This window comes from Curtanaerobium respiraculi (assembly GCF_024609215.1).
GTDB lineage: Bacteria > Actinomycetota > Coriobacteriia > Coriobacteriales > Eggerthellaceae > Curtanaerobium > Curtanaerobium respiraculi.
This window is the reverse complement of sequence record NZ_JANIPD030000004.1, coordinates 1-25038: the sequence shown is the minus strand read 5'-3', so window position 1 is coordinate 25038 and position 25038 is coordinate 1. Positions and strand designations below refer to the sequence as shown.

The following is a 25038-nucleotide window of genomic DNA, read 5'->3' as shown; positions in this document are numbered from 1 at the left end:
GAAAAACAACCACATTCCCCGATTTTTCGGCGTTCATTTGTGAAGGCCGTTGCAATTCCGTTATGATTCAAAAGGTTGTAACCGGCTAGTCGAGAAAGTATGGAAGTGGCGTTACCTGTCATCCTTGGTTTCATGGTTGGCGCACTCGGTTTCATCCCCCTCATCGGGGCGGTGGTTGCCGTGAGGCACGTAACGAAGGTTTCCAACTTTTCTCATGCGAGCATCCTGTTGCTCGCCGTCGCCGGATCTACAGCAGTGTTACTCGGCGGGGCGCTCATATGCATTGCGTTCTTCCGTGAAAGCGCGCTTCCGTTCGTCGGAGGGGAAGCGGCGGGCTTGCTCGCCGCCGCTCTCGTCTTCGTCGTGCGAAAACGTCTGACGAAGTAAATGTAAGGAAAGGGTGCATTCGTGGACGCGATTCAGACACTGTCAAATGCGGTACCGGAGCTACGCAACTCATTCTATTCTTCGCCGGTGATCGGTGGCATGACGCAGTACACGTTGTGGATGGTCATCATCTTCGCGCTTGTGCTCATCGTCGTCCTCACCGCCGCGAAGAAGCTCGCCTTGGTTCCCAACAGCAAGTTCGTGAACCTGGTGGAATACGGGTACGACTTCGTGCGCCACGATATGGGCGAGAACGCCATTGGCCACGGCTACGAGAAGCACATGGGCTTTCTGGCGACCCTCTTCTTCTTCATCCTCATCGCCAACTTCATCGGCTTGATCCCCGGGTTCAAGACCCCGACGGGCACCATCAGCGTCACCTGGGCTCTCGCCCTCATCTCGTTCGTCTACTTCAACTACTACGGCATCAAGAAGCGCGGCGGTTGGGGCTACATCAAGTCCATCGCCCCGTCCGGCCTGCCCGCGCCGCTGGTGCCCGTGATCTGGTTCTTCGAGCTCATCTCCCTCATCCTGCGCGCGCTCACGCTGGCCGTCCGACTGTATGGCAACATGTTCGCGGGCCATATGGTGCTCGGCATCTTCGCCCTTGCCTCGTTCGTGTTCTGCGAGTCGTTGATCGCCGCGGGCAACGTGGTGGGCCTCGCATCCATCTTCTGGTTCGCGTTCCTCATCATCATGTACGCGCTCGAGACCCTGTTCGCTTTCCTGCAAGCCTACGTGTTCACCATCCTTTCCGCGGTGTACATCTCGCTTGCCACCAGCGAGCACTAATCCCGTCCGCCTGCACGGCGAGCAGGCCCCATTCTTCGGATCTGTGTCGGCTGGGTGTCGGCAGATCATATAGGTAAGAAGGTTTCGCGCGGAATGCGAAACCGTACAAAGGAGGATCTAGTGGAAACGACTTTGATCATCAGCGCCCTCAAGGTAGTCGGCTACGGCCTTGCTGCCATCGGCCCTGGCATCGGCATCGGCATCGCCGCCTACGGCTGCTGCGTCGGCACCGCCCGTCAGCCCGAGCTTGCCGGCCGCATCTTCACCAACTTCATCATCGGTGCTGCTATGGCCGAGGCCCTCGCGCTTATCGGCTTCGTGCTCGCCTTCATTCTCTAAGGCAACCTTATAGATTCGGAAACACCCGCTATAAGGCCGAAAGGAGAGTGAATAGTGGATCTCAAGACGAAACTGGCACGTGCCGGCGTCGGCGCATCTGTCATCGCGGCATCGCTGTGCAGCGTCCCCGCTGTCGCGTTCGCCGACACGGTTGATATCCCGACCGGCATCGGTGCGATTCTCCCCCAGATGGACGAATTCATCCCGATGCTTCTCGCGTTCATCATCCTGTGGATCATCTTGGGCAAGTACGGCTGGCCTGCGTTCAACAACATGCTCGAAAAGCGTGCCACCTCCATCAAGGAAGACCTTGAGAATGCGGAGAAGAATCGCCAGGAAAGCGAGCGCGTGCTGGCTGAGTACAAGACCGAGCTGGCCGAGGCGAAGACGACTGCGTCGCAGATCATCGCCGACGCGAAGGCGGCCGGCGAAGCGGCCAAAGCTGACATCACGGCCCAAGCCCAGCGCGAGGCAGCCGATATGATCGAGAAGGCTCGCGTCGCCATCGAGGCGGAGAAGAAAGCGGCGATCTCCGAACTCCAGGGTTCGATCGCCGACACGTCCGTCGCCGTGGCAAGCAAGCTCATTGCCAACGATTTGTCCGATGACGAGCATCGTGCCCTCATCGAGAAATACGTGAGCGAGGCAGGTAGTTTCAATGCCAACTGATCGCCACGCAGAACAAGCTGTGCTCGAGTTGTACGCATCGACGCTGATCGATGAACTGATGGCTGATGGCGGCATCGACGCCGTCGTTGCCGCTCGCAAGCAGTTGGGCAACCTCATCGAGTATTTCTACTCGCATGCGGAGCTCGGCGAGTTCGCCGATGATACCGCTTACACGAGCGAGCAGCGCAGCCAGGTCGTGCGCAAGGTCCTCGAGGGGAGCGAACCGGCGCTGATCAGCGTCATCGGCGTGATGGTTGAGCGTGGCGAATTCAAGAGACTGCCCAAAGTCAAGAACCTCTTCAACGATAAGATCGTCGAGAAGCTGAACACCACGGTCGTGGAGGTCACGACGCGCGTTCCTCTCGACGACCATCTGCGCGAGGTCATCAAAAAGAAGGCCGCTGCCGAACTGGGCACCGACATCGTTCTGGACGAGCGTATCGACGAGAACATGCTGGGCGGCATCATCATGAACGCACGCGGCAAGCGTATCGACGCGAGCATGCGCACCATGCTCGCCAACGCGCGCGGCGTGCTCAAAGAGAACTGATGGAGGTGAATGCTAGTGACTGAAATTTCCGCACAGTCGATCGACGAAGCGCTGCGCAAGCAGATCGCGGCTCTCGATACGAGCGTCGAATCACGCGAGGTCGGCACGGTCATCCAGGTTGGCGACGGTATTGCCCGCATCGACGGTCTGCGTGATGCCATGGCGGGCGAGCTCCTCGAGTTCGTCGGAGCCGATGGCGAGGTCGTGTACGGCATGGCGCAGAACCTCGAAGAAGACGAGGTGGGCGCCGTACTGCTGGGCGATGTCACGGCTATCAAAGAAAACGACCAGGTGAAGACCACCGGTCGAATCGTGGAAATCCCCGTCGGCCGCGGGATGCTCGGCCGTGTCGTGAATGCCCTGGGCATGCCCATCGACGGCAAGGGTCCCATCAAAGCCGACAGCACGCGCCCGGTGGAGTTCAAGGCTCCCGGCGTCATCGCGCGCCAGCCGGTGTGCGAGCCGATGCAGACGGGCATCTTGGCCGTCGACTCCATGATTCCCATCGGCCGCGGCCAACGCGAGTTGATCATCGGCGACCGCCAGACCGGCAAGACCGCCATCGCGGTCGACGCGATCATCAACCAAAAGGGCCAGGACATGATCTGCATCTACGTGGCGATCGGCCAGAAGGCCTCCACGGTCGCGGGCCTGGTGGAAACGCTGGAGAAGCACGGCGCGATGGATTACACCGTCATCGTGTCCGCTTCCGCATCCGACAGCGCACCGCTGCAGTTCCTGGCTCCCATGTCGGGTGCGGCGATTGGCGAGTACTTCATGTACAACGGTGCCGACGGCAAGCCCGCTGGCGCCGACAATCCGGGCGGCCATGCCCTGTGCATCTACGACGACCTGTCCAAGCAGGCTGTGGCCTATCGGCAGATGTCGCTGACCCTCCGTCGTCCGCCGGGACGCGAAGCCTATCCCGGCGACGTGTTCTACCTGCATTCGCGCCTTCTGGAGCGCGCGGTCAAGCTGTCCGATGAAAACGGCGGCGGATCGCTCACCGCGCTCCCGATGATCGAGACGCAGGCAGGCGACGTGTCCGCCTACATCCCGACGAACGTGATCTCGATCACCGACGGCCAGATCTTCCTCCAGACCGACCTGTTCTACCAGGGCCAGCGCCCCGCTATCAATGTGGGCATCTCCGTGTCCCGCGTCGGCGGCTCCGCGCAGACCAAGGCCATGAAGCAGGTCGCCGGCTCGCTGCGTCTGGATCTCGCATCCTACCGCGAGCTGCAGGCGTTCACCCAGTTCGGCTCCGACCTGGACAAGGCGACGCAGAACCAGCTCAACCGCGGTGCCCGCATGACCGAGCTGCTGAAGCAGGGCCGCTACAACCCGATGCCGTTCGAGGAGCAGGCGCTTGCCATCTACAGTGGCAACCAGGGCTACCTCGATGATATCGCCGTGGTCGATGTCATGCGTTTCCGCGACGAGATGCTCGCCTACGTGCGCACCTCCCGTCCCGATGTCTACGCCCATCTCCGCGAGGAGAAGAAGTGGACGGATGCCATCAAGGCGGAAGCCAACGAGGCTATCGAGGCGTTCAAGAAATCGTTCGCACCTTCGGCGCAAGCTTAAGAGGCGGTAACGTATGCCAAACCTACACGACATTCAAAGGCGCATCAATTCGGTCAACTCGACGAAGCAGATCACGCGCACCATGGAGATGGTGTCCGCTGCGAAGATTCGCCGCGCGACGGAGCGCGTTGCGGCTGCCACGCCGTATTCCGACTCCATGGCGGAGATGTTGGCCAATGTGGCCGTGAGTGGTGGGACTTTGGACAATCCGCTGCTGCAGGAGCATGAAGACGTGAAGAACGTGCTGGCCATCGCCGTTGTTTCCGACCGCGGCCTCGCCGGTGGATTCAATTCCAACGTCCTTCGCGAAGTGGAGAAGAAGATCCGCGCCAATCAGGCGGAGGGGATCAGAACCCACGTCGTAGCCTGCGGCAAAAAGGCCATCTCGTACTTCAGTTTCCGCGGAATCGAACTTGACATGGTGTTCAAGGACCTTTCCGCCGATCCGACGTTCGAGGAAGCGGCAGCTATCGCCACCAAGGCGATCGAAGGTTACAAGGCCGGCGAATACGACAGGGTCGTGCTTGTGTACAACCACGCCAAAAACGCCGCCGAGCAGACGTTGCAGATCGAGACGATCCTGCCCATCAACCCGAAGGATCTGGCCAAGGACGAGGACTTCTCCGCCGCGGCCGTCGCCGGGGTCGATGGAGGGGCCACGGATGAGGTCGTCAACGGCGACGTCGATTTCGAGCCCAGCGCCGAAGACGTGCTCGGTAGCCTGCTGCCCGCCTACGTGAGGACCATGATCTACCACGCGCTTGTTGACAGCGCAGCCGGTGAGCAAGGTGCCCGCCGCAATGCAATGAAATCCGCAACCGACAATGCGAACGAGATGGTGGAGACGCTCGAGCGTTATTACAACCGCGTTCGCCAAGGCGCCATCACGACCGAGATCAACGAGATCGTCGGCGGCGCCGCAGCATTGGAGGAATAAATGGCTGAAGAAACTAAGAAAGGGGCTGTGGGCCGCATCGTCCGAATCGTCGGACCCGTTGTCGATGCCGAGTTTCCGCGCGAGCAGATGCCGGCTATCTACAACGCTCTGACGGTTGATGCCACCACGCCGATGGGCGACATCCATGTTGTCCTGGAAGTGCAGATGCACCTTCCCGGCGACCTGGTGCGCGCCGTTGCCATGTCGTCCACGGACGGCTTGGTGCGCGGCATCGAGATCGTCGATACCGGCAGCCCCATCAAAATGCCCGTGGGCCCCGAGACCCTGGGCCGCATCTGGAACGTCGTCGGCGAACCCGTCGACGAGAAGCCGATGCCCAAGGTGGAGAAGTGGATGCCCATCCACCATCCCGCACCGCGCTACGACACGCTGACCACGAGCACCGAGGTGTTCGAGACCGGCATCAAGGTCGTCGATCTGATCGAGCCGTTCATCCGCGGCGGCAAGACCGGACTGTTCGGCGGCGCCGGCGTTGGCAAGACCGTTCTGATCCAGGAGCTCATCAACAACCTTGCCCAGGAGCACGGTGGCACGTCGGTGTTCACGGGCGTGGGCGAGCGCACCCGCGAGGGCACCGACCTGTTCCTGGAAATGAGCGAGTCGGGCGTCATCAACAAGACCTGCCTGGTATACGGGCAGATGAACGAGCCGCCGGGAGCGCGTCTGCGCGTCGGTCTGGCGGGGCTCACGGAGGCCGAGTACTTCCGCGATCAGGGCCAGGACGTGCTGCTGTTCATCGACAACATCTTCCGCTTCACGCAAGCAGGTTCCGAAGTATCCGCTCTGCTGGGCCGCATGCCCTCCGCAGTAGGCTACCAGCCCACGCTGGCAACCGAGATGGGCGACCTGCAGGAGCGTATCGCGTCGACCACCACGGGCTCCATCACCTCGGTGCAGGCAGTCTACGTGCCCGCCGACGACCTGACCGACCCCGCGCCGGCCACGACGTTCACGCACTTGGACGCGCGTACGGTTCTGTCCCGTTCCATCGCCGAGCTGGGCATCTATCCCGCGGTCGATCCGCTGGAGAGCACGAGCCGCGCCCTTGACCCGGCTGTCGTCGGTCAGGAGCACTACGATGTCGCCGTGGGCGTTCAGGAGCTCCTCCAGAACTACCGCGATTTGCAGGACATCATCGCCATCTTGGGTATGGACGAGCTGTCCGAGGAGCAGAAGCTCACCGTCAGCCGCGCCCGCAAGGTGCAGCAGTACCTGGGCCAACCCTTCCACGTGGCTGAGCAGTTCACCGGCAATCCCGGCGTTTACGTGAAGATGGAAGATACCGTGCGTTCCTTCAAGGAGATCCTCGACGGCAAGTGCGACGAGATCCCCGAGCAGTGCTTCACCTACAAAGGCGCTATCGAGGAAGTCTACGCTGCCTACGAGAAGATGCAGAAGGAAGACTAAATGGCTAACATTACCTGCGACATCGTCACCCCGACGAAGCGCCTCTTCACCGAGGAGTGCTATATGGTGGTCGTGCCCGGCACCGAAGGCGCCATGGGTTTCCTGAGCGGTCACGCGCAGACCATGAGCACGCTGGCCGACGGCGTGATACGCGTGTACTCCGATGCGAGCACCGTTGCGCACACCTACGCGATGATGGGCGGCTATGTTCAGGTGACCGGCGAGAAGGCAATCGTCCTCGCCGACCGAGCCGTGCTGGTGGATGAAATCGACTCCGCCGCGGTGCAGCAGAAGATCGCCGAAGCCGAAGAGGCTTTGAAGGCGGTCGAGGGTGCGGACAAGGTCCTGCTTGAGGAAGACCTCAAATGGGCCCGTGTGTGCGCCCACGCCGTCGGCGTCGAATCAGCTGCCTAAGCCGACACCCAACCGTAAATGGGCGCCCCCTTCGGAGGGCGCCCATTTTGTGTGCCGTACCGTGGACATACGGACAAAGGTACCGTAGACTTTTGTCATCCGTTCCGGTTCCTTAGTCTCTTTGTCACCTCTGTCCGGTATGTCTCCTTTCGTCCCTTTGCCCGTGGTCCTTTCTCGTCGGCTTCTGGTAGAGTTATGAAATCGGATCGAGAGGGGGGGAGACTATGCCGCGGGCGCCAAGGATGCAAAGCAGTTTCGATTTGTACCACGCGACTGCACGGGGCGCAGGCCGACAGATTATTTTCGAAGACAATGATGGCAGGCAGTATTTTTTGGACAGAGCCAAACGAGTTTTCGACGACAATGGCGCATCGGTGCTCGCGTATTGTCTTATGAGCAATCATGTTCATTTGCTTCTTCAGATCGATTTCGGGGTCCTTCCGAAAGCCATGAAGTCAGTTTTGTCTGACTACGCGCGGTGGTTTAACTCGAAATATGGACATGTCGGCCATGTTTTTCAGGGCAGATACTTTAGTGAGCCAATAAATGATGAAGCGTACTTGCTTGATGTCGTACGTTACATTCATCTGAATCCCCAAGAAGCTGGAATCGCTCAAGCAGGGGACTACGAATGGTCGAGCTACCATGAGTACATGAGCAGAGCAAAAATATGCGATACGAATTTCGTCTTGGATCTTTTTGGGAATAAACAGGCTTTCGTGTCCTTTCATGAGGAGGACAAGCCTGCGCCTATTCGCCTGACCGAGCATGGCAGGAGCGGCAGGCTGGATGACGAACAAGCGAGGAAAGTCGCCGATAGAATAGTCTCGCCCAATACCGCGACGAGCTTGAAGACACTGTCGAAAACTGATCGGGACGAGCAGCTCGGCAAGCTTCTCGTTTTTGGTTTTAGCATCAGGCAGATTGAACGGTTGACAGGCATAGGACGCTCAGTGATCTACAATGCCAGCAGGAAACGGATGTGACAAAAGTCTACGGCCCCTTTGTCCGGCCTGTGACAAAAGTCTACGGCCCCTTCGGCCCCGGCCCCTTTTGTCTTTGCACGCATGCCGAGACTCGAAGCTTTCATATGGACGGCGGCAAAACCGATGGCGCCGTCTGCGCCGGCGCTGCTAGAATAGCTTCGACACACACACGATTTCGGGAGCACATCTATGGCGTTCGTACATCTGCACAACCACACCGAATACTCGTTGCTCGACGGGGCGACCAAGGTCAAAAGCATGGTCAGGCGTGCTGCCGACCTGGGCATGCCGGCGGTGGCCATCACCGACCACGGCGTCATGTCGGGCATTCCGGAGCTCGAGGATGCCTGCAATTCCCTGAAGAAGGAGACGGGGCAAGAAGTCAAGCCCATCTTCGGGTGCGAGGTGTACTTCACCACCGACGAGCAGCTGAAGCGCGAGGGGAAGCCGCGCCTATACCACATGATCCTACTGGCGAAGACCAACGAGGGCTATCACAACCTCGTGAAACTATGCAGCGAATCGCACGTCGACAACTTCTACTACAAGCCCCGCACGACGTTCAGCATGCTGCAGAAGTACGGGAAGGGCCTCATCGGGACCACCGCTTGCATCGCCGGCATCGTCCCGCGCCTTTTGGACGACGGACAGTACCAGGACGCGGTGGACTGGACGCGCAAGCTTGCCAGCTGCTTCGAGCCGGGTGACTTCTACGTCGAGCTGCAGGATCAGGGCGTGGTGACCGACCACGGCACAACGCAGCACGATCTGAACGTGCAGCTGACGAGGGTCGCCCGGGAGGTGGGCTGCAAGACGGTCGCCACCAATGATTTCCACTATCTTACGCATGACGAGGCGCAAGCCCAAGACCTGATCCTATGCATCGGCACGGGCAGCCAGGTGGACGACACGAACCGCATGCGGTTCAGCTCCGACCAGTTCTACATGAAGAGCGAGGAGGAGATGCGCGAAGCGCTGCGCGATTTTCCGGAGGCATGCGACACCACGGTGGAGATCGCGGAGAAGTGCAACGTCGTTCTGGAGCGCGACAGCATCCTGCCGAAATTCCCCGTTCCCGAAGGGGAGAGCGAGGTCAGCTGGTTCCGCAAGCAATGCGAGAGCGGCCTGATCAAACGCTACGGCGAAGGCAAGGCCTCCACGCTCGAGGAGCTCCGCGAAACCCGCCAGGACGTGGTAGAGCGCTACGAGCACGAGAGCGGTGTCATCATCAAGCAAGGGTTCGCCGCCTACTTCCTCATCGTGCAGGAGTACATCATATGGGCGAAGAGCCACGGCATCGGCGTCGGCCCGGGCCGTGGCAGCGCGGCGGGCTCCATTGTCACGTACGCTATGGAGATCACCGACCTCGATCCGCTCCCGTACGGTTTGCTGTTCGAGCGCTTCCTTTCCGAGGAACGCGTGGAGATGCCCGATATCGACGTCGACTTCGACGATGCCCATCGCGGCGACGTGATCAATCACGTGCGCGAATTCTACGGCGAGGACCATATCGCGGGCGTGATCACCTTCGGCAAGCTGCAGGCGAAGAACGCCGTGCGCGACGCGGCCCGCGTGCTGGGCTACCCGTACGGCGTGGGCGACCGCCTGTGCAAGTTGATCGGAGACGAGCTGGGCATCAAGATCCAGGGCGCACTGGAAACCAATCCGGATCTTAAAGCGGCATATGAGAACGAACCCGACAGCAAACGCGTGCTGGATGCTGCGATGAGCATCGAAGGCAAGGTCCGCGGCGAGGGCGTGCATGCGTGCGCGACCATCATCTGCCGCGATCCTATGAGCGACCACGTGCCCGTGAAACGGGACACCAAGGGCGGCGGCATCATCACCCAGTACGACGGTCACTTCACGCCCGAGCTGGGCCTTCTGAAGATGGACTTCCTAGGGCTGCGCACCCTGGGCGTGATCAGCCGCGCGTGCGAGAACGTCAAGCGCCGCCACGGCATCGACATCGACCCCAGCCGCATCCCCCTGGACGACGAGAAGAGCTTCGACCTCATGTGCGGCGGCAACATGGACGGCCTGTTCCAAGTGGAAGGCAACCTGTACGTCACGCTGTTCGCGCGCATGAAGCCGCGCCGGTTTTCCGACATCGTCGCATCCATCGCACTCAACCGCCCGGGCCCGTTGCAGAACGGTTTCGTGGATGACTACGTGGACCGCGTGAGCGGACGGAAGCCCGTGGCGTATTACGACAAGCGCCTGCGTCCCGTGCTGGAGGAAACGTATGGCACCATCGTCTACCAAGAGCAGCTGATGCAGATCTCCATGGTCATGAGCGGATTTTCCGCCGGCAAGGCCGACAAGCTGCGCAAGGCCATGGGCAAGAAGAAGATCGAGATCATGAACGCCTTGGAAGACGACTGGAACAACGGCGCGGTCGAAAACGGCTACTCGTTGGAGGTCTCCAAGAAGATCTGGTCGGATGCCAAGAAGTTCGCCGAGTACGCGTTCAACAAGTCGCACAGCGCCTGCTACGCGGTGCTGGTCATGCGCACCGCGTATCTGAAGGCGCATTACCCGAACGAGTTCATGGCCGCGGTGCTGTCCAGCTACCTGGGCAACTCCGACAAGCTGATCCACTACATCGCCAGCTGCAACGCCAGCGGCATCCGCGTGCTGCCTCCCGACATAAACGAGTCGAACCTTGAGTTTACCCCGGTGGATGAAGGTGTGCGCTTCGGCCTGGCCGGCGTGCGCGGCGTGGGAGAGAAAGTTGTGGAGGAGATCGTCGCCGAACGCGAGAAGAACGGCCCTTATTCCAGCCTGCATGATTTCGTGAACCGCCTGGACTCGAAGTGCTACAACCGCAAGACGCTCGAAGCCCTCATCAAGGCGGGCGCGTTCGACAGCACGGGTTATCCCCGCAAGCAGTGCATGCACTTCATCGACGAGACGCCGTTGCTGGAAAGCGCCGCAAAGCGTCAGAAGGATCGCGATTCGGGGCAGACGAGCATGTTCGACCTCTTCGCCGACGAACCGGATTCCGGATTCTCGGAAGAGGTCCCCGAGCCCGACGGCGACGAATGGGATAAGCGGACCAAGCTCGCCTTCGAGAAGGAGATCCTGAAGATATACGTGTCGGACCACCCCTTGAGGCCGTATGCGCGCACGCTGCGGCGGTTGAGCAAATTCCAGCTGTCCGACCTGGCCGAACGCACGCACGACATCAAGAACGCCACGTTCGTGGGCATGATCAGCAGCGTGGTGACGAAGCTTACCAAGAAGGGCACGCGCATGGCGACCTTCACGCTGGAGGATACGACCGGGCACGTGGAGGCGATCTGCTTCAAGTACGAGGATTATGCCGACGCCATCCAGGAGGACGCGATCGTGCAGGTGAAAGGCAAGTACGAGGTGGGGGATCGCAACCAGTTGATGGCGTTCGAGGTGGAGCGGCTCGAGCTGGACGAGAACCAGGCGGACGATGCGCAGCGCACGCTGGAGATCGACGTGCGCGCGGCAGACCTGTCCCAAAGCGCCATGCAGTTCCTCTCCGGGATCATGAGGAAATATCCTGGCGGCGACGGTGCCGTGCTTCTAGTCCGCCAACCCGACGGCAAGGTGCTTCGCGGCGTCCTGCCGTGCGGGGTGGATGTGCGCAACGGCGGGCTGTACAGCGAGCTGCAATCGCTGTTCGGCCGCAAGGTGTGGGGCAAGGCGTCGTAACGTGCCCACCATCGCGCTCCTTGTGCAGTACCACGGCGCGCCGTTCAACGGATTCGCCAAGCAGAAATGCTCCGACGTTCTCACGGACATCGGAACGGCCGGCGCTGCGACCGTCTCCGGCAGCACGCAGAGTCCCCTCAACATCGGGGGCGTCGCAAAGGCCGCCCCCCTCCGCCGATCGCATCCCGGATGCTCGCCAGAGCCGGCTTCGCCGACTTCCTCGGGCGGGTCCCGGAAGAAGCGCCAAATCGTTACCGTCCAAGGGGAGCTCGAACGGGCACTCGAGACCCTGTATCGGCGACCTGTGCCCACCACGTGCGCGGGGCGCACCGATGCCGGCGTGCACGCACGCGGCCAGGTGGTGTCATTCGATGTTTCAGATAGCGAATCGGAGCAGCGCACGGCTCGCACGCTGCTGCGCTCGCTGAACGCCCTCACGCCCGAAACCATCGGGGTGCGCGCGGTGCAACAGGCGCCCGACGGATTCTCCGCGCGGTTCGATGCGAAAAGCCGCGAGTACCGCTATTTCATCAGCACGGCTTCCGCGCCGCCTCTCGTCATGCATGATTTCTGCTGGCACCTGCGTTGCGCCGACCTCGACATCGATGCCATGAACGCCGGCGCCTCCTACCTGATCGGCGAACACGATTTCAAGAGCTTTTGCCTGCTATCGAGCGCCATCGGCAAGCCGACGCGCCGCAACCTCATGCGGTGCGAGGTCGCTCCGGTTGAAGTGGCGGGCGATGAGCTGATCTGCCTTACCGTTGAGGGGAGCAGCTTCCTGCACAGCATGGTCCGCACGATCGCGGGCACGTTGGCCGCCGTGGGGCGCGGGCTGCGCGACCCGGGATGGGTGGACGAGGCCCTTGCCGCGCGCGACCGGAAGGCGGCGGGCGAGAAGGCGCCTGCAAGCGGCCTCGTGTTCTGGGGCGTGGCGTACGAATCCCTGCGTTGGGCGGATGGAGCCTGAGCTTCGGATCGATTCGACCGGGTTTGCCCCGCCGTCGATCGGGCACGATCTTCGTCTCCATCCCCCCAGTGCATCAAGCCTGTTCCGGACGTGCGGCGGCAAAGGGGTTCCATAGCACCCTGCCGCGAACGGCGCGAATTCAGCCGTGACCGTGCCGTGTATGCGGGGGAAACGTTGAGTTCCAGCTCTTTACAGAATGGCAACGAATATCGTCTATAATCACGCCTACTATGTATAAGCCAGACGGGAAAACGGATTGACCATGGTAGAAAAAGCTATCGACCGCGCCTCGTGGTCCGGGAAATGGATGTTCATATTGTCCGCGGCGGCGAGCGCCGTCGGCCTGGGGAACATGTGGCGCTTCCCCTATCTTGCCGCCAAATACGGCGGCGGGATGTTCATCCTCACGTACATCGTGCTCGTCTTCACGTTCGGCGTCTCCATGCTGCTGTTGGAAACCTCGCTCGGTCGCAAGACGGGGCAGTCGGTGATCGGGGCGTACAGCTCCTTCGGCAGGAAGTATAAGTTCATCGGCGTGCTTTCCGCCGCGGTTCCGTTCATCATCACGCCGTACTACTGCATCATCGGCGGCTGGGTCACCAAATACATGGTCAGCTACCTGACCAATGCCCCGTCGACCATGGCGGACGGCGGCGATTTCTTCGTCAACTTCATCTCGAGCAACGACAGCTCGTTCTTGTTCATGCTCGTCTTCATGGCGGCCGCCTTCCTCGTGGTGTCCTTGGGCGTGAAGGGCGGCATCGAGAAAGCCAACCTGGTCATGATGCCCTTGCTCATCGTCGCCGCCCTCGGTATCGCCATCTACGTGGCGACTTGGCCGGGCGCCGCGGATGGCATCGCGTATTATTTCACGCCCGATTTTTCCAAATTCTCGCCCGAGCTAGTCATCGGGGCTCTGGGTCAGATGTTCTACAGCCTGTCGCTTGCCATGGCCATCATGGTCACGTACGGCAGCTACCTTGAGAAGAAGGAGAATCTGCCCCATAGCGTGGCATGGATCGGCGGGGCGGACCTGACGGTCTCGCTGCTCGCCGGCCTCATGATCGTCCCCGCGACGTTCATCGCCCTGGGATCCGCCGATGCCGTGGCCGCCAAGGCGGGCCCCTCCCTCATGTTCATCACGCTTCCCGGCGTGTTCGAGCAGATGGGCGGCGTCGCCCCGCTGATCGGGTTCGCGTTCTTCCTGCTCGTGTTCTTCGCCGCGCTCACCAGCGCCATCTCCCTGATCGAAGCCAACGTGTCCATCATCGCCGACGGCGCGAACTGGTCCCGACGCAAGAGCCTCATCACGGTCATCATCATCGTGGTGCTGGCGGGCATCTTCATCAACCTCGGTTACAACGGGCTTTCGTTCATCGAGCCGATGGGGAAGGGCACCACGCTGCTCGATTTCTTCGATTTCATCAGCAATTCCATCATCATGCCCATCGTCGCGCTGCTTACCGTGTGGTTCGTGGGCTGGGTCATCAAACCCGGCGTGCTGGCGGAGGAGATCAAGCAATCCTCGCCGTTCAAATTCGAGAAGGCTTGGGTTCTCATGATCAAGTACGTGGCACCCATCTTGCTCATCGTGATCCTGGTGGCGAATATCATCTCGCAGCTGGGCCTCATCAGCGTGTAGGAGATGGGCTGTTTGTGGCGCGTTCGCGACGGCGCCAGAGTACGCATCTGCTAAAATGACGGCGCCCGTGCAAATGCGCGGGCGTTCGTTCGTTATACAGGAGTGTTCGCATGTCCCTTTCCATCGGCATCGTCGGGTTGCCCAACGTGGGTAAGTCCACCCTGTTCACGGCCCTTACCGCCAAAGGCGGGCTCGCCGCGAACTACCCCTTCGCCACCATCGAGCCGAACGTGGGCGTTGTGCCGGTGCCCGATGCGCGGCTGGACCGCCTTGCCGAGATCGACAAGCCCAAGCGGGTCATCCCCGCGACTGTGGAATTCGTCGACATCGCGGGTTTGGTGGAGGGTGCCAGCAAAGGCGAGGGCTTGGGCAACCAGTTCTTGGCGAATATCCGCGAAACCGATGCGATTTGCGAGGTCGTGCGCTTCTTCAGCGATCCCGACGTCGTGCACGTAGCGGGGAAGGTGGACCCGCAGGGCGACGTGGAGACCATCAAGACCGAGCTCATCCTGGCCGATATCGCCACCATCGGCAAGGCGCTGCCGCGTTTGGAAAAAGAAGCCAAGCGCGATAAGTCGCTGCAGATCAACTTCGACACGGCGAAGAAGGTGCTCGCAGGACTGGATGAGGGCCATCGCGCCCGCACGCTCGACCTGTCCGATGACGAGGTCGAGGCCCTGTACGGGCTGCACCTGCTCACCATGAAGCCTATGCTCTACATCGCGAACGTGGACGAAGATCAGATGGATGCCGACCTGCCGGAAATCGACGGGACCGCGCCGGTGCCCATCTCGGCGAAGATCGAGGCCGACTTGGCGGAGCTCGATCCTGCCGAGGCCAAGGAATACCTGAAGGCACTGGGCTTGGCCGAAGGAGGCCTCGCCCGGTTGGTGCGCGAGGCGTACAAGCTGCTGGGTCTGCAGAGCTTCTTCACGAGCGGCCCCGACGAGGCGCGTGCCTGGACCGTTCCCGTGGGGGCGAAGGCTCCGCAGGCGGCCGGCGTCATCCATACGGATTTCGAGCGCGGCTTCATCAAGGCGGAAACCGCCAGCTTCTCGGACTACGATGCCTATGGCGGCGAGGCGGGATGCCGCGCCGCGGGCCGCCTGCGCCAGGAGGGCAAGGATTACGTGGTGCAGGACGGGGACATCATGCACTTCAAGTTCAACATCTAGAAGGTTCCGTCTGCCTACCGGCAGTCGGACCAGCCGATGCTGCGGCCGATTCTGGCGGCACCTGGCATCCGTTCAGCCCATAGGGCGGTCCAAAAGCCAGACCGGCGGACCGCGGAAGCCGGCCTGGCGGATCGCGGAATCGGATCCCTTCGGTATCGATGGCATCGGCTGGGGGATAATGGGGTCCGCAGGATGCAGCGCCTGGTGGCAGATGCTGTCAGCATCGTGGCGGGGCCGCGTGCCAAAGGCATCGCCCGGCGGTGGCTGCTTGCAGTCGCAATGCGGGAAAAGGATGGTGCGGTGCATGGAATCGCCTGATCAGAAATTGTATTTCGCGCCCGACTACATGGAGGGCGCGCACCCCCGCGTGCTGCAGGCGCTCGTCGAGACCAACATGGTCAGCGTGCCCGGCTACGGCTCCGATCGGTTTTGCGAGGATGCGCGGGGGCGAATCCTCGGCGCATGCGCCTGCCCGAATGGGGAGGTCCATTTCGTCGGAGGCGGCACCCAGGCGAACCAGGTGGTCATCGACGCCCTGCTCGAGCCGTGGCAAGGGGTGGTTGCCGCCGCGACAGGGCATGTGAACGTCCACGAAGCGGGCGCCATCGAGGCGACGGGGCATAAGGTGCTCGCGCTGCCGAGCTCAGAGGGGAAGCTGGCCGCGTCCGATGTGCGCGAATGCTGGGATGCTTGGCACGAGGACGGCAATTGGGAGCACATGGTGGAGCCGGGTGCGGTGTACCTGTCGCAGCCCACCGAGTACGGCACGCTCTACTCGCTCGCTGAGCTGGAGGGGATTTCCGCTGTGTGCCGCCAGACGGGGATGAAGCTGTTCGTCGACGGCGCCCGGCTCGCCTACGACCTGGCGTGCACCGGAAACGACGTGTCCCTCCCCGATCTCGCGCGCCTCGCCGACGCCTTCTACATCGGCGGCACGAAATGCGGGGCGCTCTGCGGCGAGGCGGTCGTGTTCCCGCGGGCGGGCACCGCGCCGCGCTTCTTCACGCGCATCAAGCGGCATGGGGCCTTGTTCGCGAAAGGGCGCCTGCTCGGGGTGCAATTCGGCGCGCTCTTCACCGATGGGCTCTATTTTGAGCTCGGCCGCGTAGCGGTCGAGTCTGCGGAACGCATCCGTACCGCGTTGCACGACAAGGGGTACCGGATATACATCGAGTCGCCCACGAACCAGACGTTCTTCGTGGTGGGCGATGCGCGCATGGAAGAGCTGGCGGAGCATGTGGTGTTCGCCTTCGACCGGAAGCTGGACGACGCGCATACCGTCATCCGCCTCTGCACCAGCTGGGCGACGCGGCCCGAAGATGTCGACGCGTTGCTCGGACTGCTCTGAGCGGATATCGGCTGCGCCGGAGTCCTCTGATCCCGCTTGATTCCGTCCTGGGCACGTGTCCAACATCGATCCGGGCGACATCGAGGGCACTCTGATCCAGCTTGCGTGCCGTCCTGGACGGCTGTTCGCTGAGAACATCTTTGACCTGCGATAACGAAATATTACCCCAGGGGGTAATGGTTCCTTCTCTTCATTTTCTCCATACTGCGGCATGGAAATTGCTTCATATGGGTTAGGGAAGGAGGAGCAATGACCGAAGAAAAGAAGGGCCCGGCAGCGGATCTGCAGACCGCTGCTGCGCCTAAGCGCAAGAAATGGCCGATGGTCGTGGGGATCGTCGCCGCGGTTCTCATCGTGTGCGGCATCGGCTTCGGCGTGTGGCACAACACGCCGGGGTTCTGCAACGCCGTTTGCCACGCGCCCATGGACAACTACGTCGAATCCTATTACGAAGGGGATCCCGGCTGCCTGGTCACGCAGCATGCCGCTGCAAAAGTGAGCTGCCTGGATTGCCACGAGGCGCGCATCGGCGAGCAGGTTGCCGAGGTCGGCATGTGGATCGACGACAGCTTCGTCGTGGACGAGCAGGGCAACCTTCAGATTCCCGCTAACCAGTACATGGCGAACGAGGAGTTCTGCCTGAAGAGCGGCTGCCATGATTGGAACGATGTCGTAGATGCCACCTGGGGCTTCGAGGGCAACGATGCCAAGTACAATCCGCATAGCAGCCACCAGGATGGCAGCCTCGTGTGCGGCGATTGCCACAAATCCCACTCCAAGAGCACGCTGTACTGCGGCAAGTGCCACACCCTGAACGCCCCCGAGGGATGGGAGGTCTCGAATGACTAGCCAAGTTTCCCGCCGGGGATTCCTCAAAGGAGCCGGCGTCGCCGCGTTGGGCGCCATGGCCGCCACCGGTCTAGCCGGTTGCGGCAAGGGCAAGCCGGCAACTGCCGCCAGCACTGCCGAAATGACGAACCTGCGCACCAGCTCCCTGCAAACCCCGAGCTGGCTGGGCACGGCTCCCGAGGTCGCCGAGTCTGATATCACCGAAACGCTCGAATACGAAGTTGTGGTTGTCGGCTGCGGAACGGGCGGCATTCCCGCCATCATCAGCGCTGCCGAGAACGGCGCCAAGGTGCTTGGCATCGACCAGCAGTCCAATCCGGGTGCCAACATGCGCGAGGATATCGGCGCGTACAATTCCCGCCTTCAGCAGGAGGGCGCGGTGGAGCATCCCGACTGCGTGATCGACATCGACAAGGCGCTTGACGACTTCGTGCGCTACAGCAACGGAACCGCCGATCGCAGGTTGCTGAACGTCTGGGCCGAAGAGTCCGGCGCTATGTTGGACTGGGTCACCGATATCTGCGAGCGCGAAGGCAAGTTCAAGATGTGGTGGGAAGCCGGCGTGGGCGATACCAACCTGCCCGAGCGTGCCTGGGCGACCAGCCACAGCCCCCAGAAGCTCGATAAGGAGGCTCCCAAGTTCGGCGCTTATCTGGCGCAGTACGCCCAGGAAAAGGGCGCGGAGTTCCTGATGGACACTTCGATGGTCAAGCTCGAGCAGGATGAGCGTGGCCGTGTGACCGGCGTGATCTGCCGTTCCGACGCCGACAAGCACTACATCCGCGTGAACGCGAGCAAGGGCGTCATACTGTCCACGGGCGGTTACGCAGCCAACACCCAGATGCTCGAAACGCGTCAGCCGTGGAATCAGGACATCCGCATCAACAACGGCAAAGGCGGCGGCAACTCCGGCGACGGAATCAAGGCCGCTTTGTGGGCCGGCGCTGGTGCCATGGATCCGGTTGGCACCTCTGTCCTTTTCAACCGCAGCGCCGTTCGTCCGGACGAATTCCCCGGTTCCGACGTCAACGGCGAATGGTGGTGGTTCGGCGAGCAACCGTTTCTGAAGCTGAACCTGAACGGCGAGCGCTTCGTGAACGAGGCGCTGCCCTACGACTTCGTGCTCCATGCCGCAACGATGCAGCCGCATCACGTGTATGTGGATGTGTTCGACTCCGACTACTACGAGCAGTGCCGCAGCTTTGACGAGCACGGCTGCTGCCGTCTGTTCCCGTGGGACAACGGCGCGCCCATGAATCGCCATATCGACACGATGGCCCCCGAGTTCGAAAAACTCATCGAGAAGGGCTATTTGATCAAAGCTGACACGATGGAAGATCTTGCCAAGCAGCTCGGTCTCCCAGTCGACGCCACGGTTGCGAGCTGGAAGAAGTACAACGAGTACGCCGAGGCCGGCCACGATGCCGACTTCAACAAGGAGCCGCAGCGCCTGCTCCCGCTGAACCATCCGCCCTTCTACGGCATCCGCACGGGCTGCTGGTTCCTGGCGACCATCGACGGCATCCGCATCAACACCGACATGCAGCCGTTGGACGCCGAGGGCAAGGCAATCGAGGGTTTGTACATGACCGGCAACGATTCGGGCGGTCTGTTCAACTTCACGTACCCCAGCCTGTTCGTCGGCTTTGCCTGCGGCCGCACCTTCACATTCGGCCGTCGCGCCGGTCGTCTGGCTGCAACGCGGGAGGTCTGATCGTTCAAGCGAAGGATGGTTTCGCAACGGTAGGGCCCGCCTTCGGCCGAATGCTTTCGAGGCCCCAAACGCCGTCCTCTGGCGTTTGGGGTCCTTTCCTTCCTCCGGCGAAAAACTCCGTTGGCTGCCGGGCGTGGGGATGGTACTTTGTTCAGCGAGGAAGGAAGCATGGAAAGCACGCAAGAGGCGGGGTCGATAGAACGCACGTTCAACAGCACTTTTTGGTGTGCGACCATAGCGGTTGCATTGTTCGTCTTGGGCCGTTCCGTTATGAACATGGCCGCGTTCCCGCTGTTCGACACCGTGTTCCCCTATGCGCGGGATATCTCCGTGGCGGCGAATGCGATCCTCCTGCTCGGCGTCGGCTATGTCTCGGCGTTCAAGCCGAGAGCACTGCATCTGGAGCTGTTCGTCGGGATGACGTTGCTGTTCCTCGCCCTCGGCTCGGTGATGACGGTGGCGGCGCTGTTCGTCCGTCCGTCTGCCGCGTCCCTTGTCTTGGGGGCATCGTTTATCTCCCTCGGCCGCGCGGGCGTGAACGTCATGGTGGGCCTCGTGGTCGCGCAGAACGATGCCGTGCGGGCGTCGGTGGCGGTGACGGTCGGTTTCACCTTGGGCTATGCGTTCACGGCGTTAAGCTGGCTGGCTCCCATGATCGTCGGTTTCTGCCTGTATCTTGGCGCTCCGTTGGCCACCCTTGCACTCGTGCGCAGGCGCGTGCAGCCCACCCTCGACCGTATCGCGGAATCGGAAGCGCCGTTGGATGTGGTGATCACGCAGCCCAACACGTTCTTGCCGCTGGCGAGCCAGGTGTTCGTCTGCCTGTTCATGTTCCATCTTGCATTCGGCTTTGCGATGCGGTTCGGCGAGGTGGGAGGCGTGCCAGTTGCGGATTTCATCACACTCGTCCCGCTGGGTGCCGTCGCAATAGGCGTGATCGTCACGTGGCACGTGCTGGATTCCGATGCGGTCGTTCGCGCATCGCTGCTTCTGTTCGTCGCCGGGTTCTTCCTGGTGAACGCGCGGGACCCATCGCTGCTGGAGGCGAGCAGCATCGTGCTCTCCATGGACAACGCCCTGTTCTCCATGGTTGCCTGGGTCGTGCTCGCCGCGGTCGCGCACCGCAATCCCACGACCGGGGTTTCCGCTTTTGCCTGGGGATCCGGCGTCGGGGCTGTCGGATCCATTTTCGGCGCGTCCTTGGGTGTATGGGGGAATCAGCTGTTTGCGATCGAGTCCGATGTTCTTGTCGTGGTCAGCATGGCCGTGGTGGTCGCCTTGGTGGGATATCTGATCTTCGCCATGCAGGGCTTCAGCTTCGGTGATACCGTGATGGGCGTGGTCCGCACGGTGGATGCGCGGGAAGAGCCTGCGATCGACCCCGCGAAAGATTTCGATGTTCGTTGCGCCTCCATTGCCGGCGAATACGGCTTGACCCCGCGCGAGTCCGAGGTTTTCAAGATGCTCGCCTGCGGGAAGGACCGTGCCGCCATCGAAGAGGAGCTTGTGATCAGCCGCAACACGGTGAAAGCGCATGTCAAGCATATTTACGCCAAGCTCGGCATCCACTCCCACCCGGAGCTTCTCGCCCTCATCCATCCGTAGGGACCGTAGAGGCCCATCAAAAGTTCGTGGCATCGCGATCGGGGGCAGCCCACTTATCCTGCTGTTTGCTAAAATGAATCAGTTCGCGACGACAACGCGCATATTCGCACACGAAGGAAGACTCATGACCCAGCATGTGACCGAACATGATGTTCGGAATATCGCGGAATATTGCCGTATCGGCATCGCCGATGACGAGCTTCCGCAGATGACCGCCGACCTGAATGCGATCATCGACAGCCTCAAGCCCATCACCGAATACGATCTGGAGGGTGTGGAACCCACATTCCACCCCATCGGCGATCTGTCGAACGTCATGCGCGAGGATGTGGAAGTCCCCGGATTCACCCAAGAAGAGGCGCTTTCCAACGCGCCGCGCCAGCGTGACGGCCAGTTCCTGATCCCTTCGATCCTGGGCGGGGGCGAGGCGTGATGGAATTCGGATGCATGGATGCCCAGGCGATCGCCGAAGGGCTGCGGTCGAAGGACTTCACCGCGCGCGAGGTCGCCGAGGGCGCGCTCGGGCGCATCGAATCGGTCGACGCGTCGATCAACGCCTTTTTGGAAGTGACGCCCGATCTGGCGCTGTCCGCCGCCGATGCGGTCGATGACGCCATCGCAGCGGGCGCGATCGACGAGGTCGGCCCCCTTGCCGGCGTTCCCGTCGCGTTCAAGGACAACATGAACCTCACCGGCACGCACACCACCTGCGCGAGCCGCATGCTGGAAGGCTATGTGTCCCCTTATACGGCAACGTGCGTGCAGAACATGCTCGACGCTGGGGCGATTCCCCTGGGCAAGCTGAACATGGACGAGTTCGCCTTCGGCAGCTCCACGGAGACCAGCGCATTCGGCACGACGAAGAACCCGTGGGATCTGAGCCGCGTTCCGGGCGGGAGCAGCGGCGGGAGCGCAGCTGCCGTGGCGGCCGGCATGGCGACCATCACGCTCGGATCCGACACGGGCGGCAGCATCCGCCAGCCCGGCTGCTTCACCGGAACCGTGGCTGTGAAGCCCACGTACGGCGTGGTCAGCCGCTATGGCGTCGTTGCGTTCGGCAGCTCGCTCGACCAGGTAGGCCCCTTCTCCCGCACGGTGCGCGACGCAGCCTTGGCGATGAATGCGCTTTCCGGGCGCGATCCACTCGATTGCACGAGCCAGGAGTGCTCGGTCGATTTCACCTCCGATTTGAACGCAGGCGTGCAGGGGATGAGGATCGGCATTGTGCCGGAATTCATGAACGCCAAGGGCCTCGAACCGGAGATGAGGGCCGCGGTGCAGGAAGCCGCCGAGAAGTTGGAGGCGCAAGGCGCGCAGATGGTCGAGATCGACCTTCCCAACGCCGCAGCCGCGATGAGCGCCTATTACGTGTTGGGTCCCTGCGAGGCGTTCAGCAACCTGTCCCGCTTCGACGGCGTGCGCTACGGTTACCAGGATCCCGGCCATAAAGACTTGAACAGCCAGGACGATGCCAGTCGCGCCAAAGGCTTCGGTCCCGAGGCGCGCCGCCGCATCATGCTGGGCAGCTACCTGCTGTCCGCGGGCGTGTACGACACGTACTACTACCCCGCCCAGCAGGTGCGCACGCTCATCACGCAGGATTACACGCGTGCGTTCGAGAAGGTCGATTGCATCCTCGCTCCCGTAAGCCCCCGTACGGCGTTCAAGTTCGGCGAGGTCAGCGATCCTACAACGATGTACCTATCGGACATTTTCACCATCAGCATCAACATCGCCGGCAACGGCGGCATGAACATGCCGCTCGGATTGGGCGCAGATTCCCATCTGCCGGTCGGATGCCAGCTGATCGCCCCGCCGTTCCGCGATAGGAACATGCTGCGCGTGGCGGCCGAGCTGGAGCGTCTCTACGGCAGCGCCTCGGTCGCGCCCCGGTTCGCCGAGAAGGAGGAATAGCCCGTGAAAACGATGGAAGAGGTCCTGAGGGATTGGGAAGCCGTTATCGGGCTGGAAGTCCATTGCGAGCTGACCAAGCTCGAGACGAAGATGTTCTGCGGTTGCAAGCTGGAGTTCGGCGCGGAGCCCAATACGCACACCTGCCCGGTGTGCCTGGGCCTGCCGGGCGCGCTTCCCGTGCCCAACAAGGCTGCGATCGAGAATATCGTGCTGGCCGGCCTCGCCACCAACTGCGATATCGAAAAGCACACCATGTTCTACCGCAAAGGGTACATGTATCCCGATATGTCGAAGAACTTCCAAACCACTCAGGGCCCCAAGGCGTTCTGCATGCGCGGGTGGCTCGATTTGGACATGGATGGACGCGGCGCTGAGGAACGCTACAACCTGGCCGCTTTGAAACCCGGCGATCGGGACGAGAATATCACGCGCACCGAGGACGGCTACATCGCGCACGTGGGCATCACGCGCATCCACATGGAGGAGGATGCAGCCAAGCTGGTGCACGTGGGCGGTGCCGAGGGGCGTATCGAGGGTGCCACGGAGAGCCTGGTGGATTATAACCGCGCCGGAACCCCGCTGATGGAGCTGGTGACGGAGCCCGACTTACGCACGCCCGAGGAGGCACGTGCGTTCATGCAGAAGCTGCGCCAAATTTGGCTGGCGCTGGATATCTCCGACTGCAGCATGGAGGAGGGCAGCTTGCGCGCCGACGGCAACGTGAGCCTGCGCCGCCGCGGCAGCAAGGAGCTGGGCACGAAGACCGAGCTCAAGAACATCAACAGCTTCAAGAGCCTGCACGACGGCCTCGCCTACGAGATCTGCCGCCAGGCGGAGGTGCTCGAAGAGGGTGGCATCATCTACCAGGAGACCCGCCATTGGGATCCCAGCACCAAGCGCACGGTCGTCATGCGCGTGAAGGAGACGGCGGACGACTACCGCATGTTTCCCGACCCCGACCTGGCACCGTACGATCTGACGGACGAGTTCATCGATAACGTGCGCGCGAAGCTCCCCGAGCTTCCCGACCAGAAGGCCAAGCGGTTCATTGCCGACTTCGGCCTGTCCGCCTACGACGCGCGCCATTTGGTGGAGCATCGTGCCACGGCGAACTTCTTCGAGGCGTGCATGCAGGAGGGGGCCGCCAAGGCCGAATTCGCCAAGCCGCTGGCCAACCTGCTGATCAACGACATTGCCGCGCGCCTGAATGCAGGCGAATCACTGGATGCGGACGTGCTGACGCCCGTTCGCATGGTGCAGCTGGTGGATATGCTGGCAACCGATGCCGTGTCGAGCAAGCAGGGCAAGGAGATCCTCGCCGCGGTGCTCGAAGAGGATAAGGATCCTTCCGTTATCGCCGATGAGCGCGGCATGAAACAGGTAAGCGACACCAGCGCGCTTGAGGCGATCGTCGACCAGGTGCTGGCGAGCAATCCCGACAAGGTCGCGGCGTACCAGGGCGGCAAGAAGGGGCTTCTGGGCTTCTTCATGGGCCAGTGCATGAAGGCGAGCCGCGGACAGGGCAATCCCAAGCTCTTCAACCAGCTGCTCATGCGGAAGCTGGGGGAGTAAACAGCGTCCTGCAATACCGATTTCTGAATGGCTAATCGCCAGGCAGGTTGTTCGCCCGGACGGTGTGGAGCCCTGCAAACCGATTTCTGAATGGCTAATCGCCTGGTTTCCGGCTGGCAAAAGGCCGACCGAGGCAGGCGATTACTATGCTAGGCACAGAGTATATTGCTGACCGATATTAAGAAATACAAATATTTACCAATTTATATCATTTAGAATCATAAAAACGGTAAGAATTTGTATTTATTGAGATCTTAATCAGCTCGATTAGATTAGGCGTAGAAGCTTCTAGACATAAAAACTGCAGGCGTAGGAGCTGCGGGCATACTAGCGCCGGGTTAAATCCCCAATGTCATTAACTTAAGCGAGTGACATGCAAGCCGGCATCGCTTAGCAAAGACCCTGCAGCAGAAGCCGCAGGGTCTTTCCGCGCCATGTGGATGCAGTGGGAATATCATCGCATCCCGCATCCG

The 25038-nt window shown here is 61.5% G+C and carries 21 protein-coding genes; all 21 read left to right on the top strand.

Annotation, left to right across the window (positions count from 1 at the left end):
• Nucleotides 1–105: 105 nt before the first annotated feature.
• The 21 genes from NOV21_RS03080 (at nucleotide 106) to gatB (ending at nucleotide 24565) form a co-directional block, all read left to right on the top strand.
• Complete coding sequence (locus NOV21_RS03080; protein WP_283171409.1) at nucleotides 106–387, top strand: hypothetical protein; 282 nt, start codon at nucleotides 106–108, stop codon at nucleotides 385–387.
• 21 nt (nucleotides 388–408) lie between these two features.
• Nucleotides 409–1179: a F0F1 ATP synthase subunit A gene (gene atpB, locus NOV21_RS03075; RefSeq protein ID WP_283171408.1), complete on the top strand. Its 771-nt coding sequence runs from the start codon at nucleotides 409–411 to the stop codon at nucleotides 1177–1179.
• A gap of 120 nt (nucleotides 1180–1299) precedes the next feature.
• Entirely contained in the window at nucleotides 1300–1518 is a 219-nt protein-coding gene (gene atpE, locus NOV21_RS03070) for an ATP synthase F0 subunit C (RefSeq protein WP_283171407.1), read from the top strand.
• Nucleotides 1519–1572: 54 nt separating this feature from the next.
• Nucleotides 1573–2187 (top strand): F0F1 ATP synthase subunit B, encoded by a 615-nt coding sequence (gene atpF / locus NOV21_RS03065; RefSeq protein ID WP_428978404.1) that lies wholly within the window; start codon nucleotides 1573–1575, stop codon nucleotides 2185–2187.
• Between the two features lie 19 nt (nucleotides 2188–2206).
• Complete coding sequence (locus tag NOV21_RS03060) at nucleotides 2207–2737, top strand: F0F1 ATP synthase subunit delta (protein ID WP_283171406.1); 531 nt, start codon at nucleotides 2207–2209, stop codon at nucleotides 2735–2737.
• A gap of 9 nt (nucleotides 2738–2746) precedes the next feature.
• Complete coding sequence (gene atpA, locus NOV21_RS03055; RefSeq protein WP_283171405.1) at nucleotides 2747–4324, top strand: F0F1 ATP synthase subunit alpha; 1578 nt, start codon at nucleotides 2747–2749, stop codon at nucleotides 4322–4324.
• 13 nt (nucleotides 4325–4337) lie between these two features.
• Nucleotides 4338–5261: an ATP synthase F1 subunit gamma gene (gene atpG / locus NOV21_RS03050; protein WP_283171404.1), complete on the top strand. Its 924-nt coding sequence runs from the start codon at nucleotides 4338–4340 to the stop codon at nucleotides 5259–5261.
• Nucleotides 5262–6689, top strand: coding sequence for a F0F1 ATP synthase subunit beta (gene atpD / locus NOV21_RS03045; protein WP_283171403.1), 1428 nt, complete (start codon nucleotides 5262–5264; stop codon nucleotides 6687–6689).
• Entirely contained in the window at nucleotides 6690–7103 is a 414-nt protein-coding gene (gene atpC, locus NOV21_RS03040) for an ATP synthase F1 subunit epsilon (RefSeq protein WP_283171402.1), read from the top strand.
• A gap of 242 nt (nucleotides 7104–7345) precedes the next feature.
• Entirely contained in the window at nucleotides 7346–8089 is a 744-nt protein-coding gene (locus NOV21_RS03035; RefSeq protein ID WP_283171401.1) for a transposase, read from the top strand.
• 189 nt (nucleotides 8090–8278) lie between these two features.
• A complete protein-coding gene (gene dnaE, locus NOV21_RS03030) occupies nucleotides 8279–11776 on the top strand; it encodes a DNA polymerase III subunit alpha (protein ID WP_283171400.1) in 3498 nt (1165 codons plus the stop codon).
• A gap of 1 nt (nucleotide 11777) precedes the next feature.
• On the top strand, nucleotides 11778–12746 hold the full coding sequence (gene truA / locus NOV21_RS03025) for a tRNA pseudouridine(38-40) synthase TruA (protein ID WP_283171399.1): 969 nt from the start codon (nucleotides 11778–11780) through the stop codon (nucleotides 12744–12746).
• A gap of 262 nt (nucleotides 12747–13008) precedes the next feature.
• Entirely contained in the window at nucleotides 13009–14388 is a 1380-nt protein-coding gene (locus NOV21_RS03020) for a sodium-dependent transporter (protein ID WP_283171398.1), read from the top strand.
• A 110-nt stretch (nucleotides 14389–14498) separates the two neighbouring features.
• Nucleotides 14499–15563 (top strand): redox-regulated ATPase YchF, encoded by a 1065-nt coding sequence (gene ychF / locus NOV21_RS03015; protein WP_283171397.1) that lies wholly within the window; start codon nucleotides 14499–14501, stop codon nucleotides 15561–15563.
• 304 nt (nucleotides 15564–15867) lie between these two features.
• On the top strand, nucleotides 15868–16911 hold the full coding sequence (locus NOV21_RS03010; protein ID WP_283171396.1) for a threonine aldolase family protein: 1044 nt from the start codon (nucleotides 15868–15870) through the stop codon (nucleotides 16909–16911).
• A gap of 249 nt (nucleotides 16912–17160) precedes the next feature.
• Complete coding sequence (locus NOV21_RS03005; protein ID WP_283171395.1) at nucleotides 17161–17760, top strand: cytochrome c3 family protein; 600 nt, start codon at nucleotides 17161–17163, stop codon at nucleotides 17758–17760.
• Nucleotides 17753–19474, top strand: a complete 1722-nt coding sequence (locus NOV21_RS03000; protein ID WP_283171394.1) for an FAD-dependent oxidoreductase — start codon at nucleotides 17753–17755, stop codon at nucleotides 19472–19474. Before NOV21_RS03005 ends, NOV21_RS03000 begins: the two co-directional genes overlap by 8 nt.
• Before the next feature lie 168 nt (nucleotides 19475–19642).
• Nucleotides 19643–21079 (top strand): helix-turn-helix domain-containing protein, encoded by a 1437-nt coding sequence (locus NOV21_RS02995; protein WP_283171393.1) that lies wholly within the window; start codon nucleotides 19643–19645, stop codon nucleotides 21077–21079.
• A gap of 124 nt (nucleotides 21080–21203) precedes the next feature.
• On the top strand, nucleotides 21204–21512 hold the full coding sequence (gatC, locus tag NOV21_RS02990) for an Asp-tRNA(Asn)/Glu-tRNA(Gln) amidotransferase subunit GatC (protein WP_283171392.1): 309 nt from the start codon (nucleotides 21204–21206) through the stop codon (nucleotides 21510–21512).
• Complete coding sequence (gene gatA / locus NOV21_RS02985) at nucleotides 21512–22993, top strand: Asp-tRNA(Asn)/Glu-tRNA(Gln) amidotransferase subunit GatA (protein WP_283171430.1); 1482 nt, start codon at nucleotides 21512–21514, stop codon at nucleotides 22991–22993. The genes gatC and gatA overlap by 1 nt, the downstream gene beginning before the upstream one ends.
• Before the next feature lie 3 nt (nucleotides 22994–22996).
• Nucleotides 22997–24565 (top strand): Asp-tRNA(Asn)/Glu-tRNA(Gln) amidotransferase subunit GatB, encoded by a 1569-nt coding sequence (gatB, locus tag NOV21_RS02980; RefSeq protein ID WP_283171391.1) that lies wholly within the window; start codon nucleotides 22997–22999, stop codon nucleotides 24563–24565.
• Nucleotides 24566–25038: the final 473 nt, after the last annotated feature.

What these genes read in the sequence shown, in the direction of transcription:
- NOV21_RS03010 (WP_283171396.1), top strand. Translation starts at nt 15,868, where the DNA reads ATGGAATCGCCTGATCAGAAATTGTATTTCGCGCCCGACTACATGGAG.
- NOV21_RS03005 (WP_283171395.1), top strand. Translation starts at nt 17,161, where the DNA reads ATGACCGAAGAAAAGAAGGGCCCGGCAGCGGATCTGCAGACCGCTGCT.
- gatA (WP_283171430.1), top strand. Translation starts at nt 21,512, where the DNA reads ATGGAATTCGGATGCATGGATGCCCAGGCGATCGCCGAAGGGCTGCGG.
- NOV21_RS03000 (WP_283171394.1), top strand. Translation starts at nt 17,753, where the DNA reads ATGACTAGCCAAGTTTCCCGCCGGGGATTCCTCAAAGGAGCCGGCGTC.
- dnaE (WP_283171400.1), top strand. Translation starts at nt 8,279, where the DNA reads ATGGCGTTCGTACATCTGCACAACCACACCGAATACTCGTTGCTCGAC.
- ychF (WP_283171397.1), top strand. Translation starts at nt 14,499, where the DNA reads ATGTCCCTTTCCATCGGCATCGTCGGGTTGCCCAACGTGGGTAAGTCC.
- atpG (WP_283171404.1), top strand. Translation starts at nt 4,338, where the DNA reads ATGCCAAACCTACACGACATTCAAAGGCGCATCAATTCGGTCAACTCG.
- atpA (WP_283171405.1), top strand. Translation starts at nt 2,747, where the DNA reads ATGCTAGTGACTGAAATTTCCGCACAGTCGATCGACGAAGCGCTGCGC.
- NOV21_RS02995 (WP_283171393.1), top strand. Translation starts at nt 19,643, where the DNA reads ATGGAAAGCACGCAAGAGGCGGGGTCGATAGAACGCACGTTCAACAGC.
- NOV21_RS03035 (WP_283171401.1), top strand. Translation starts at nt 7,346, where the DNA reads ATGCAAAGCAGTTTCGATTTGTACCACGCGACTGCACGGGGCGCAGGC.
- atpD (WP_283171403.1), top strand. Translation starts at nt 5,262, where the DNA reads ATGGCTGAAGAAACTAAGAAAGGGGCTGTGGGCCGCATCGTCCGAATC.
- NOV21_RS03020 (WP_283171398.1), top strand. Translation starts at nt 13,009, where the DNA reads ATGGTAGAAAAAGCTATCGACCGCGCCTCGTGGTCCGGGAAATGGATG.
- gatC (WP_283171392.1), top strand. Translation starts at nt 21,204, where the DNA reads ATGACCCAGCATGTGACCGAACATGATGTTCGGAATATCGCGGAATAT.
- atpC (WP_283171402.1), top strand. Translation starts at nt 6,690, where the DNA reads ATGGCTAACATTACCTGCGACATCGTCACCCCGACGAAGCGCCTCTTC.